Source organism: Pseudomonas sp. B424, assembly GCF_055408345.1.
The window spans coordinates 126,740-139,324 of sequence record NZ_JBUZTL010000004.1; the positions used below are offsets into that span (position 1 = coordinate 126,740).

13 protein-coding genes and 1 tRNA gene are annotated in these 12,585 nt (G+C 56.6%); 7 read left to right on the plus strand and 7 right to left on the minus strand.

What is annotated here, in order from left to right:
* Positions 1-8: 8 nt before the first annotated feature.
* Positions 9-503, minus strand: coding sequence for a hypothetical protein (locus ACZRMS_RS07255; RefSeq protein ID WP_463994738.1), 495 nt, complete (start codon positions 501-503; stop codon positions 9-11).
* A gap of 242 nt (positions 504-745) precedes the next feature.
* Here ACZRMS_RS07255 and ACZRMS_RS07260 point away from each other — a divergent pair, with 242 nt between their 5' ends.
* On the plus strand, positions 746-2,353 hold the full coding sequence (locus ACZRMS_RS07260) for an EAL domain-containing protein (protein ID WP_463994739.1): 1,608 nt from the start codon (positions 746-748) through the stop codon (positions 2,351-2,353).
* Positions 2,354-2,498: 145 nt separating this feature from the next.
* Positions 2,499-3,836 carry an MFS transporter gene (locus ACZRMS_RS07265; protein ID WP_463994740.1) on the plus strand — a complete coding sequence of 446 codons (1,338 nt, stop codon included), beginning with the start codon at positions 2,499-2,501 and terminating at the stop codon, positions 3,834-3,836.
* Between the two features lie 47 nt (positions 3,837-3,883).
* Here ACZRMS_RS07265 and ACZRMS_RS07270 read toward each other — a convergent pair whose 3' ends face one another.
* Together ACZRMS_RS07270 and ACZRMS_RS07275 are read right to left on the minus strand one after the other, a co-directional pair.
* Positions 3,884-5,239 (minus strand): ATP-binding protein, encoded by a 1,356-nt coding sequence (locus ACZRMS_RS07270; protein WP_463994741.1) that lies wholly within the window; start codon positions 5,237-5,239, stop codon positions 3,884-3,886.
* Positions 5,236-5,946: a response regulator gene (locus tag ACZRMS_RS07275; RefSeq protein WP_463994742.1), complete on the minus strand. Its 711-nt coding sequence runs from the start codon at positions 5,944-5,946 to the stop codon at positions 5,236-5,238. Before ACZRMS_RS07275 ends, ACZRMS_RS07270 begins: the two co-directional genes overlap by 4 nt.
* 172 nt (positions 5,947-6,118) lie before the next feature.
* On the opposite strand from ACZRMS_RS07275, the gene ACZRMS_RS07280 reads away from it, so the two are divergent.
* Together ACZRMS_RS07280 and ACZRMS_RS07285 are read left to right on the plus strand one after the other, a co-directional pair.
* Entirely contained in the window at positions 6,119-6,376 is a 258-nt protein-coding gene (locus tag ACZRMS_RS07280) for a hypothetical protein (protein WP_463994743.1), read from the plus strand.
* A 67-nt stretch (positions 6,377-6,443) separates the two neighbouring features.
* Positions 6,444-7,022 carry a cysteine hydrolase family protein gene (locus ACZRMS_RS07285; protein WP_463994744.1) on the plus strand — a complete coding sequence of 193 codons (579 nt, stop codon included), beginning with the start codon at positions 6,444-6,446 and terminating at the stop codon, positions 7,020-7,022.
* A gap of 79 nt (positions 7,023-7,101) precedes the next feature.
* Here ACZRMS_RS07285 and ACZRMS_RS07290 read toward each other — a convergent pair whose 3' ends face one another.
* The 3 genes from ACZRMS_RS07290 to ACZRMS_RS07300 form a co-directional block, all read right to left on the minus strand.
* Entirely contained in the window at positions 7,102-8,190 is a 1,089-nt protein-coding gene (locus ACZRMS_RS07290; RefSeq protein ID WP_463994745.1) for a YkvI family membrane protein, read from the minus strand.
* Between the two features lie 426 nt (positions 8,191-8,616).
* A complete protein-coding gene (locus ACZRMS_RS07295) occupies positions 8,617-9,117 on the minus strand; it encodes a DUF2867 domain-containing protein (RefSeq protein ID WP_463994897.1) in 501 nt (166 codons plus the stop codon).
* Between the two features lie 108 nt (positions 9,118-9,225).
* Positions 9,226-9,621 (minus strand): GFA family protein, encoded by a 396-nt coding sequence (locus ACZRMS_RS07300; RefSeq protein WP_463994746.1) that lies wholly within the window; start codon positions 9,619-9,621, stop codon positions 9,226-9,228.
* A 382-nt stretch (positions 9,622-10,003) separates the two neighbouring features.
* On the opposite strand from ACZRMS_RS07300, the gene ACZRMS_RS07305 reads away from it, so the two are divergent.
* Complete coding sequence (locus tag ACZRMS_RS07305; RefSeq protein WP_463994747.1) at positions 10,004-10,906, plus strand: MFS transporter; 903 nt, start codon at positions 10,004-10,006, stop codon at positions 10,904-10,906.
* Positions 10,907-11,197: 291 nt separating this feature from the next.
* On the opposite strand, the gene ACZRMS_RS07310 is transcribed toward ACZRMS_RS07305, so the two are convergent.
* Positions 11,198-11,285 (minus strand) — tRNA-Ser (locus ACZRMS_RS07310).
* A gap of 123 nt (positions 11,286-11,408) precedes the next feature.
* Between ACZRMS_RS07310 and ACZRMS_RS07315 the strand changes: the two genes are divergently transcribed.
* Together ACZRMS_RS07315 and tusD are read left to right on the plus strand one after the other, a co-directional pair.
* On the plus strand, positions 11,409-12,080 hold the full coding sequence (locus ACZRMS_RS07315; protein ID WP_463994748.1) for a Bax inhibitor-1/YccA family protein: 672 nt from the start codon (positions 11,409-11,411) through the stop codon (positions 12,078-12,080).
* Positions 12,081-12,191: 111 nt separating this feature from the next.
* Positions 12,192-12,584: a sulfurtransferase complex subunit TusD gene (gene tusD / locus ACZRMS_RS07320; protein WP_048360853.1), complete on the plus strand. Its 393-nt coding sequence runs from the start codon at positions 12,192-12,194 to the stop codon at positions 12,582-12,584.
* Position 12,585: the final 1 nt, after the last annotated feature.

Consider the following 12,585-nt stretch of genomic DNA (forward strand, 5'->3'; position numbering starts at 1 on the left):
GTCCCCACTTAAGCACTGCAGGGCAAGCGGTAACTGCTCACCCCCGCCCAGCCCTTACCCGTCACTGCTCGATTGCCACGCCGAAACTCGCGCTGCACAAATATGGACAAACAGGTGGAATCCCCATGTTCGTACAGCGACACTTCTTCTTTATTTGCTTTTGCGAGCACCGACAGCAAGTGCCTGACAGTGCCTGCCGCCCTGGACAAATCAGTACTTGAACCCTGCACAAACCTCACTACATTCGTCAGCGCAATGTTGTACTGCGCAAACGACACCAAGGGAGGGTACACACCACACTGGCAAACATGCGCAGCGATCTTATGAATCACATCATTAATATCAGGCTCATTCGCCAGGTGGCCTTGACGGCTCAATACATCGAGAAAGCGCAATGCATTTCGAACATCGACATTCCTGAGGTCATTGGCACCCTGAACGGCCAGGGCCGCTTTAAAGGCAAAGTTTCTGCCCACGATGGGAATTGTTTTACGTGAATACATACAGCCATACCCTGGACGAGTTCTGACCCCATGCTCCCACAGCGCCCCCCCCTTAACCCGACATCGGTCTTATATAGACTTTCCGGCTCTTACTTCTTCTTACTGCACCGGAAAATGGCGCCTTGCGGGTGTTTTTCGGGGCCCGTAGCGCCTAGTATTGCATCCTGAGATTGCTATTTCTTAAGGTCGCCGCCTCTCACCTTACCCGCACTCTACCCGACTGAATTTCGCAGGAATGATCCATGAATCGAGCAATACGTTATTCCTCGAAGAAGGTTTTTTTAATAGCTCTAGTCATCGGCATCCTCCCACTGGCCCTGGGTATTCCACTGGTTTACCTGAAATCTGGCTCTGATTTGTCCCGCACATCAAACACTGCGGCTAACGAGGCATTCAGGCAGATAAATGTGATGCTGAGCGAGGCAGAAGCCGCCGCAAAAGAGCTGATAGACATTACGGGGTTGCCCTGCTCAGAGGCTGCCAAACCGCTACGGGAAGCCGTGGCCACCTATCGATTCTTGCGCGCTACAAGCCTGGCCACTGACAACAGGATCTATTGCAGTTCACTCTATGGCTCCGATGTAAACCTGACCGTAGACCCGAAGAACTATTTGCGCGGCCGCTTGCGACTGGTAGATCAGACCGCCTCAGGCTCCAAGACTTCAGCCCTCATTCTAAGAATTCAGCAAGAGCATAAAAGCGTCCTTATCAGCATTGATGGCCGACATATCCAGGACGCCCTTCATCTCATCGATAAAAAAAGCAATTTGTCACTCAAGGTCGGCGACCAGTGGATGACCCAAAACGAGGTAGTGGATAGCCCCCCGTTCACAAACTACCCGACAGCACCCAGCTCTGTAGTTTCCAATGAATATGGATTTACAGTCTCTGCCGCATACCCCGCAGGCACCCTCTTGAGTCATACGCTCGAGACTTACTCCATTCTTCTTGGTCTATTGCTGGCCCTGGGTATATTTTCCGGTCTGCTCACCTACTGGATGCTGGGTCGCGTACTGGCACCCAGCATTGAACTTCAGCGGGCTTTATCAGCAGATGAGTTCATTCCTTATTTACAACCTGTCTTTTCTTCAACCTCCGGCAAATGTATCGGGTGCGAAGTACTGGTCAGGTGGAATCACCCCCATGAAGGGATTATTGCGCCCAACAGTTTTATCCCGCTTGCCGAGCGTTCCAATTTAATCATCGCCATTACCCGGCGTCTCATGCACAAGACCGCACAACAACTCGCGCCTTACGTGCCGGGACTGGAACAGCCCTTTCACATTGGATTCAATGTATGCGCAAAGCACTTTGAAAGTTTTGACCTGATCGATGAATGCATTTTATTTTTGAAAGCCTTCAAACCGGGCACTGTCATCCTGGTGCTGGAAATGACCGAGCGCGAACTTATAAAGCCGACCCCCATCGCACTTCAACTTATTGAAAAGCTCCATGATCTGGGCGTAAAAATTGCCCTGGATGATTTTGGTACCGGCCATTCAAGCCTGAGCTATTTGCAGCGTTTCAAAGTCGACTTCATCAAGATCGATCAGAGCTTTATCTCAATGATCGGAGCGGATGCCCTGTCCGTACACATCCTCGATTCGATTTTAGACCTGGCACTTAAACTGGACTTGCAAGTGCTGGCCGAAGGCATTGAAACGGAAGAACAGCGCGATTACCTGGGTGCCTGCGGAGTGGATTACATGCAAGGGTTTTTCTTCGCCCGCCCCATGCCCGTCAACGAGTTCCTGGACGTGATACTCAAACACCCTGACTTCTCGAAAAACACAGCCTGGACAGACAGCCACAGTCCAACTGCGACGCGTTTGGAATCACCAGAGCAATGATTAAGCCCGTTCACTGGCCCGTTGCCCTGGCGGTATTAACCTGCGGGTGAGTCGGTGCTGACTATGCCGATGACACTTTTGAAGCAAAGCACGTGCGCGGCTGCCTCGATAATCAGGCCTTACTGATGAGATATCGAGGCTTAGCATGACAAGTGCATCCACAGAGCAGGTCAGCCCTAAAACCCTGAGAAAAGTGATTGTCGCCGCCGCCATCGGTAACTTCGTCGAGTGGTTCGACTTCGCCGTGTATGGCTTTTTGGCCACCACCATTGCCCAGCAGTTTTTCCCCAGTGGCGATGCCAGTGCCGCGCTGCTCAAGACCTTTGCGGTGTTTGCCGTGGCCTTTGCGTTTCGGCCCCTTGGCGGGATTTTCTTCGGCATGCTGGGTGACCGGATCGGTCGCAAGCGAACCCTTGCGATGACCATTCTGCTGATGGCCGGCGCCACAACCCTGATCGGTGTGCTGCCCACCTATGCGGCCATCGGGGTTATGGCGCCGATTCTGCTGACGTTGATCCGTTGCGCCCAGGGCTTTTCCGCCGGGGGCGAATACGCAGGCGCCTGCGCTTACCTGATGGAGCACGCCCCCGATGACAAGAGGGCCTGGTATGGCAGCTTTCTGCCGGTATCGACCTTTTCCGCCTTTGCTGCGGCAGCCGTGGTGGCCTACGCACTTGAGGCCTCACTCTCGGCCGAGGCCATGGGCAGTTGGGGCTGGCGCCTGCCGTTCCTGATCGCGGCACCGCTGGGGCTGGTGGGGCTTTACATGCGCTGGAAGCTGGACGAAACCCCGGCGTTCCAGGCAGTGACCGAGGAGCATGCCGTTGCCCACTCCCCGCTCAAGGAGACCCTGCGCAACCATGGCGCGGCTATCTGCTGCCTGGGGGCCTTTGTGTCGCTTACGGCGCTGTCGTTCTACATGTTCACCACCTACTTTGCGACTTATCTGCAAGTGGCAGGCGGCCTGAGCCGCGCAACCGCATTGCTGGTGTCGCTGATCGCCCTGATCTTCGCCGCTGCAATCTGCCCGCTGGCCGGGTTGTATTCGGACCGTGTCGGGCGTCGGGTGACGGTGATATCGGCTTGCGCGCTGTTGATTGTCGCGGTGTACCCCTCGTTCCTGATGGCCAGCTCCGGCGGGTTTGCTGCGTCCATCATCGGGGTGATGCTGCTGGCCATTGGCGCGGTGCTGTGTGGCGTGGTAACCGCCGCCCTGCTCTCGGAAACCTTCCCCACCCGCACTCGCTATACCGCGTCGGCCATCACCTACAACATGGCCTACACCCTGTTCGGTGGCACCGCACCGCTGGTGGCGACCTGGCTGATCAGCACCACCGGCAGCAACCTGTCGCCGGCGTTCTACCTCATGGCAGTAGCACTGCTCGCCCTGGCCGGCGGCCTGGCGTTGCCGGAGACTTCACGGATTTCCCTGCATGATGTTTCGCCGCAGGTAAAAGGCACGCGAGTGGCTGCAGCGCTCTGAGGGTCTGAAAGTGTCGGGTTGCCCCGACACTTTCTACAGGATGTGATTCAGGCTACGCCCTTCAAGACCGGCAACACTACCTTCGCTTTCAGCCCGCCCGTTTTGCGATTGCTCAGGGTTAACGACCCTCCGTGTTCCAGAACTATCGCGCGGGCTGCCGATAACCCCAACCCCACCCCGCCGGTGTTTTTATTGCGCGAGCCTTCCAGTCGATAGAAAGGCACAAACACCTGCTCCTGGCTTTCGACAGGGATCCCCGGCCCGCGGTCGAGCACAAACACTGTCACCTGTTCATCGTCCCCGCTTAGCGCTATGGCCGGTTCGCCCGCGTACTTGATGGCGTTGTCCAGCAGGTTGATGATCACGCGCTTGAGGCCCAGCGGGCGGCCGAAGTACACAAGGTGCGCAGGGCCGCTGAAAGCGATGTCGATGGATTGGTCACGATAGTCATCGATCAGGGTCTGGAGCAGTTCGGCCAGATCAAATTGCGTGACCTGCTCCAGGCGGGCGTCATCGCGGAAGAACTCCAGGCTGGAATTGATCATGGCCTGCATCTCGTCGACGTCGCGAAACAACCGTTGCTGCTGCTCCGGGTCTTCGATGAATTCGCCACGCAGGCGCATGCGGGTGAGCGGCGTGCGCAGGTCATGGGAAATGGCCGCGAGCATCTGGGTGCGGTCCTTGATGAAGTGCTGCAATTGCGCCTGCATGGCGTTGAACGCAAGGATTGCCTGGCGGATTTCCCTGGGGCCGACCGGCTCTATGGGCGGCGCGTGAAAATCCACGCCGAAGCGGCGGGCGCCTTCGGCAAACTGTTGCAGTGGCCTGGCCAGGTGCCGGGTGGCGAACAGCGCCACAAGTGCGGTGGACAGCAGTACCAGCACAATCACGATCAGGTTGCGCTCCCACAACCCCAGCCCCCAGTTGCGCGAAGAGATGCTGAACATCAGCCAGGAACCATCGGTCAGTTGCACCAGTAGCGTGTAGTGGCCGTTTTTCTGCGGCCAGTCGCTGGGCTGATAGGCTTCCAGCCGCCGTGCCGGGTTGCTGAACAGGCCCTGCGCCAGCGGTGTATCCGTGCGGCTGGCCGCCTCAGGGACCCGCGGCAGGTCCAGCTCTTCACGGCTGGCATGCCAGCTGATGCTCAAGGAGCTGTCACTGCCTGCAGCCGCCAGACGTTCGCGCTGGTCGACCTGAGAGGCTTCGATCAGTTTGGTGGTCAAGGCGGTTTTTTCCAGCAAGCCGATTTCGCTCAACGGCGGATAGGCCCAGACGCCTGCCAACTGGGTAAAAAGGGCATTGAAGCCCAGCGCCGTGAGCATGGCGACAATGGTGGTCAGGGCGATCCAGCTCGCGATGGTGTCCGGTGAGCGCAGGCGCCAGCCTGAAATCCAGCCCTTCACTGACGGGTCACGCTGGGCGTGAACAGGTAACCGACGTTACGCACGGTGCGGATCATCTCCACCCCTTTACTGTCGAACTCCAGCTTGCGCCGCAAGCGACTGACCTGAACGTCAATACTGCGATCGAACGCTTCATGGGTCGGGCCGCGCGCCAGGTCCAGCAACAGCTCCCGGGTAAGAATGCGTTGCGGGTGCTCGACAAAGACCAGCAGCAGGTCGAATTCCCCGGCCGACAACGGAATCATCACCTGGTCCGGCGAGCGCAGCTCACGCCGGGTCAGGTCCAGTTGCCAGTCGGCAAATTTCATCAGCGGCCGCGGTACCTCTGCGGTCAAGGGCCGGTTCTCCCCCGTTCGGCGTAGTACGGCACGCACCCGGGCCAACAACTCGCGGGCATCGAAAGGTTTGCTCAGGTAATCGTCCGCGCCCATTTCCAGCCCGACCACCCGATCACTCAACTCACCCATGGCGGTCAGCATGATCACCGGCGTGGGGTATTGCTGGCGCAGCCGCTGGCACAGCATCAGGCCGTTATCCCCGGGCAGCATCAGGTCGAGAATGATCAAATCCGGCGGCTGCAGTGCCATCGCCGCCCACAGTGAAGCGCCATCGGTGGCAACCTCCACCGAATATCCATGCTGCACAAAAAATTTCTTCAGTAGCGCAAGGACCTCAAGGTCATCGTCTACGATCAAAAGGCTGCTCACCGGCACATATCACTTAAGGTCTGTAAGGCCTCACATCTAAAACTATTCGGCGCCCCGCGTCATATATTTCAACATGGCAACAAAGTGTCAGCCCGGTAAGAAAACAGACATATCCGGGCAAGCCACGAATGCGAGCATCAGGCTCCTTTCCTGCCAAGAATGTCTGCTGCCCATGCCTTCTGATACCCCGTCACTGATCCTGGAGCAACGACTGGTAAGACGTGCCAACGCAGCTCTGCACTGCCGAGAAACCAGTCTGCACCTGTCGACCGATTGCGAAGAACTGGTGCTGCGCCGCTATATCGAGCATTACAGCCACGAAGGCGTGCAATGGGTTGAACGCACCCATCGAGTGCCGGTCAGTTTGCTTCTGAAATGGATGATTACCCATGGCGAGCCCCAAACCCTGATGCACGAAAACGACCTGTAGCGCGCTGGTATCCGCCGCCCCATTATGCTTAGCATGGCCTTCCCCATTTTCAGCCCAAGGACCGGCCATGCTCCCCGTCAAAGCCGATGCGGCACTCATCATCATCGACATGCAGAAAGGGATGTCCAGCCCCGGGCTTGGTCGTAGAAACAACCCGGATGCCGAGCTGAACGTACAGCGTTTGCTGGATGCATGGCGGCTCACACAGCGCCCCGTGATCCATATCAGGCATATTTCCCGAACCGTGGGCTCAGTGTTCTGGCCCGGCCAGGCCGGCTGCGAGTTTCAAGACGCACTGGCGCCGCTTGAGCTTGAACACGTGGTCGAAAAAAACGTCCCTGATGCATTTGCCAACACGGCTCTGGAGCGGTGGCTGCGCACGCGCAACATTCAACAGTTGGTGATCTGCGGCGTCATCACCAACAACTCCGTGGAGGCTACTGTGCGCTCGGCCGGTTGCCTGGGTTTTGATACAACAGTGGTGGCGGATGCCTGCTTCACACTTGATCAAACAGACCTGACAGGTCGACTTTGGCCCGCAGAAGACGTGCATGCATTGTCGCTTGCCAACATGGCGATGGACTACGCAAGGATCATGGATGCCAACCAGTTACTGGCACGGCTGGGCCAGGTCACTCACCTCTGAGCACAAAGGCCATTCTCCCCAAACGATGAGCCCCGCACAAAGGCGGGGCTCATCGTTTTACGCTCAGTTGCAGCCAGGGTCAGGACGCAGCTTCCAGCGCGGCTTTTTGCGCCTTGGCAATGGAACGTCCGCGTACCCAGTTAAAGCAAATGGCGAGGATCAGCGCAAAGCCGACATAGCCCAGCAGCGGATAGACAGTGCCGACCAGCTTGCTGAAACCACCCAGGCTCAAGCCCAGACCAACGCATACGGTCACAGCGCTGATCAGCTTGAAGCGGTTCGTTTCAGGCTTGGCGAAGCGAGCGCTGAAAGCAAAGAACATCCCCACCGCCGTGCTGTAGACCATGCACACCAGCGCAACCGACATCACCACCGAGAGAATCGGCGAAATGCGCCCTGCCAGTGCCAGGGACGGCATTTCGATGCCCTGCAGCTGGTTGATATTGGCGAACAGACCGATGTTCAACAACAGGATCAGCAGGCCAAGGCCCAGGCCACCCAGTACGCCGCCGAGTGCTGCGGCTTTGGGTTGCTTGGTCATGCCACCAATCACTGCCAGCATCGGGAAGCCTACGGCGATATTGAACGATGCATACAGCAAGGCGCCGACAAACCAGTTGCCAGTGACCGTCTCGTTATTCTCGCGGGCAACCGCGTCGAGGGTCTCGATCGGGGCGTTGTAGCTGAAGATCGAGTACGTGGTGATGATCAGAACCATGGCCAGCAGGAAAGGCATGACCGCGCTGATCAGGTCGATGATGCGCTTGACGTTCATGCACAGTGTGGCGATCACCAGCACAGTCATCAGTACACCGCCGAACAACGGAGGCAGATCGTACTGTTGGGCAAAGATCGAGCCGCTACCGGCCAGCATCACCACCCCTACGCCGTACAGGAAGAAGGACAGCACCACGTCGACTACCAGACCGATACGGGCGCCGAAGAGAATATAGAGAACTTCCTTGTGCGAAGTGGCCTGCATCTTCGAACTCATGCGGGCGATTTGCATACCGAGGAAGGCAAACATCAGACCGCTCACCAGAGTGCCTACGATGCCTATAAGCCCATAACCGGTGAAAAACTGTAGCACCTCCTGCCCGGAGGCAAAGCCGCCCCCAATCACCACGGACATGTAAGCAAGCGCAATCTGGATGGACTGTTTATTCATTACACTATTTCTCGTTCTTAGACTTATTAGGTGCACGGGACGCGAAAGGCAACAGAAGGCCCCTCGTCTCCATAGAGCGACAATATCCATGGCAGTACAACGAACCGCTCTGGTTGGTTGCTCTGGGCAGGTATGCGACGCCGAGCGCAGTATAGGAAGTGTTGGCCAGCCATTTTCACCATATACACAGCCATCTCTGGTGAAAACACACTGCCAAAATCGATAGGGCACAAGTTTTGTCTCGAACAGGTCAATATTGACCGCAAAAAGCCGCGACACATCTTGAAACAGCCAGGCTTTTATAAATCAATTACTTACCGCGAGGCGCTCACGACAGCAGACGCTTCATGCTGACAGCCGAGGTCAAAATCGCGGAGCCCCACCACTCGAATTGCCGTGAGGGCTCCAACTTTCAGGGAGGGTCGCCTATGGGTTCGCGGACTTTGACGCGGCCTCATCAAGCTTGCGTTTCAGCCGCCTGAAATGGCCATTGACGATCAACTTATGGGCTGGACCAACCGGCAACATATAGAGACGGCCAAAAGCGTTATGGGTTACGACAGACGACGTGATCGTGAGCACACGACTTGTGATTGAAAGGCAAACCATGACATCCAGGTGCCGGTCACGCTCGGTCAGGACCAACAACCCGGGAGCACTGAGCTCCACCAGAAAGAAATCGAGATAATCGCCTGCTTGCACCGCCCCTCGCTCGACCCCGGAAAACCCGCCGATGCGCTTCACACCAAAAAACGAAGAAATCACATCCCGTGTGCGCAAAGCCATGCGCATGAGCCATCCCTGCTCGGCCGTCATGAGGTTCCAGGCTTCAAGCGCAGTGATTTCAACAGGGAGTGTGAGCGATCTGCTGTCATGGTAATCAAGTTCGGACAGATTACGCAGAGTGTGAATAGCTGGTTTGACCATCAAATGCTATCTCCCTGATACACGTGAAAAGTCCTTTTGCCTGTCTTCTGGCGACTCACCAAGCGCTACTGAAAGGCCCGGGGCCATACTGCAAGTTCACTGCTCTACTCAGCGCCCCGGCTGCCATTGCGGATAGACCGCAAGCTGATCATCCTGCAGCCATGCAACGTCGTGCTCAGCCCAAATATGGTACTGGGCCCGAACCCCCGGGTCCTCGTCGAGAGTTGCCATCCGAACGATCACCGCCGAAGCGCCAGTTCGTTCTGCAAGCAGGTGGCAACCGCATAAAGAGCAAAAACGGCGCAGCTTCCCGGGGGAGGATTCGTAATTGCTCAGCTTGTCCTCGCCCCTCGCCCAACGGAAGTGCTCACGCAATACCCCAGCAGTGGTGACGAATGCTGCAGCATGGGTTTTTCGACACGAGTGACAATGACAGTGGCTCACGGGCATGTCGATGCGGTCAATTTCATATTCGATGGCACCGCACGCGCAGCTTCCTTTCATCACATGATCCTTTGTTCTGAGTTCTTTCGGGCAGGACGGAAGGTTTAGCATAAATCCTGTTTGGGGCTAAGCGGTGATCAACAATCCACGCAGCAACAGTTCTAGCCCTGCAGTACCTCGTGCCAATCGAGTACTCCCCTCCTCACTGTCTGCTATCCAGAGTGCGGGTTCGGCGGAGTCGGAGATCGCTTGCAGACGATCGTCCATCTCGGCGTCGATTTGTTGTACCACGCGATCAACAATCCTTTTTTATCGCCAACGTGGTGATAGAGCGCTCCACTGGTAGTGATCCTGTCTGGGGGGATGGATCGGCGCAGGATCCTATGTGGACGGGTAGGGCTGTTAGTGGTTGCCAACATAGCCTGCGCATTGGCACCAATGCATGGCGTGGATGCTGGTCGCCCGTGTTCTGGTCGGATTTTGCATGGGTGGTATTTGGGCTATTGCCGGAGGGCTAGCTTGTCGGCTTGCGCCTGATCACTCTGTAGGCTTAGCGACCTCCATCATCTTCGGAAGGGTGGCAGCAGCATCAGTACTGGGCGTTCCACTTGGTGCGTTGATCGGTGATTTTGCCGGGTGGCGCTGGGCCTTTGGCGGCATGGCCCTGTTCAGCGGGCTGGTACTCGCATTGCATCTTGCTGTTATACCCGCGCTGCCCGTTACTGGTTCGGTGAGTGTTCGCCAATTTCGTGAGCAGTTAGGCAACCAGAAACTGCTAGTTGGTCTGCTTTTAACACTACTGTTGGTAGCTGGTCACTTCATCGCCTTTACCTTCGTGCGCCCTTTACTGCTATCGGTGTCAGGATTTGAGGCTCAATGGGTTGGCGCACTACTGTTTGCCTACGGTTTCGCAGGCATTGCAGGTAACTTCCTGATTGGTATCCTCGCAGCGGGGCGCACGGCGTTAAGCTTGATAATGATCTCGCTGGGCCTGCTGCTAACTCCGGCTCTGTTCCTTGGGGATTCAACCATCGGCGGCGGCGTGACGCTGGTAGTTTGGGGGCTGGCATATGGAGGGGTTTCGGTGGGCCTGATTACTTGGATGATGAAAGCCGCGCCGCGTGCCGTGGAGATAGCCACTGCGATGTATGTGGGTATGTTCAATGTTGGTATTGCACTTGGAGCATGGGCGGGTGGGTGGGTTTTCGACAGGTATGATCTGGCTACCAATCTGTGGTTTGCCGGTGCATGCGCCGCCGTCGCCTTATTACTGTCTTTCGGTATCCGCTTGGCTGAGCGCAAAACAGTAGCCGCCAGTCAGCAGGCTAATTCGGCAATGTACTGACTGACCGGAGACCGACTGAGATTATGGGACGCGCTGTATTTTCTGACCGGACTAAGAGCACTTGGCGGGGGTGCCCAAGGATTTTTGGTCCTCATTTTCACCGCCCGGGAGCTTCCATATGCCTGCCAACTTCTCACCAGGTGTTCCCCACGCGATGAGCGTTTTTCCAACGAGACAAGCGACCCTAGTGCTATGGATCACATCGCCAAAAAACGCCCTTCAGCAGCACCCTTCTCCAAACCCCAGAAACGACAAAGCCCGCCAAAAGGCGGGCTCTGCGGTGCAGCAATATGGCGGAGGCGATGGGATTCGAACTCATGGACCTGTTACAGTCGACGGTTTTCAAGACCGTTGCCTTAAACCACTCGGCCACACCTCCTAACGTTGTTTCGGGCGCCATAATACCTGAATGAAACACGTTGTCAAACTCTCTTGATCCCTTGTTTCAGAGCCTCTGCTATGATCTTTGCTACTTAACATTTCAAACCACAGGAGTATCGCCATGCGCGAACAGGATTACGCAGTTAATAACAGCGTGCAGGCCGAGCAGCTAGAGGTTAGCCGCGTCCTGCGCAACACTTACGGCCTACTGGCCCTGACCCTGGCTTTCAGCGGTGTGATGGCTTACATCTCCCAGCAGATGCGGGTCGGCTACCCAAATATTTTTGTTGTTCTCATCGGCTTCTACGGCCTTTTCTTCTTGACGAACAAGTTGCGTGACTCGGCATGGGGCCTGGTGTCCGCTTTTGCCCTGACAGGTTTCATGGGTTTCTTGCTGGGCCCAATCCTTAACCGCTTCCTGGGCATGCAGGGCGGCGCCGAGGTGGTGAGTTCGGCATTTGCAATGACGGCTCTGGTGTTTGGCGGCCTGTCTGCCTATGTGCTGATTACCCGCAAGGACATGAGCTTCCTGGGCGGTTTTATCACTGCCGGCTTCTTTGTTCTGCTGGGCGCGACGCTGGCGAGCTTCTTCTTCCAGGTCAGCGGCCTGCAACTGGCGATCAGCGCAGGCTTCGTGCTGTTCTCCTCGGTCTGCATCCTGTTCCAGACCAGCGCCATCATCCATGGTGGTGAGCGCAACTACATCATGGCGACCATCAGCCTGTATGTGTCTATCTACAACCTGTTCATCAGCCTGCTGCAAATTTTCGGCATCATGAGCCGCGACGACTGATAAACACCCGCTACACAAAAGCCCGCTTCGGCGGGCTTTTTGTTGTCTGCTGCAAGCATCTTTGGGCATCTGGCTTTATCATTGCCGCAGATTTGCTGACAGAGCCCCACCATGAAATTTGCCATTGCCCTTTATTCAGCAGCCCATGCGCCCTCCTCCCGCCGAGCCCTGCGTTTTGCCGAGGCAGCGTTGGCGGGTGGCCATGAGATTGTTCGGTTGTTCTTCTATCAGGACGGCGTTCACAGCGCCTCGAGCAATATCGTGACGCCGCAGGACGAACAAGATATCGCGCAGCAATGGGCGAACTTTGTCAGCCTCCATCAGCTCGATGGCGTGGTCTGCATTGCTGCCGCCTTGCGCCGTGGCGTATTGAATGAGGATGAAGCCGCACGCTATCAACGCCCCGGCGTCAATGTGAAAGCACCCTGGGAGTTGTCCGGACTGGGGCAACTGCACGACGCCATTCAATCGGCTGATCGACTGATCTGCTTCGGAGGGCCTTGAA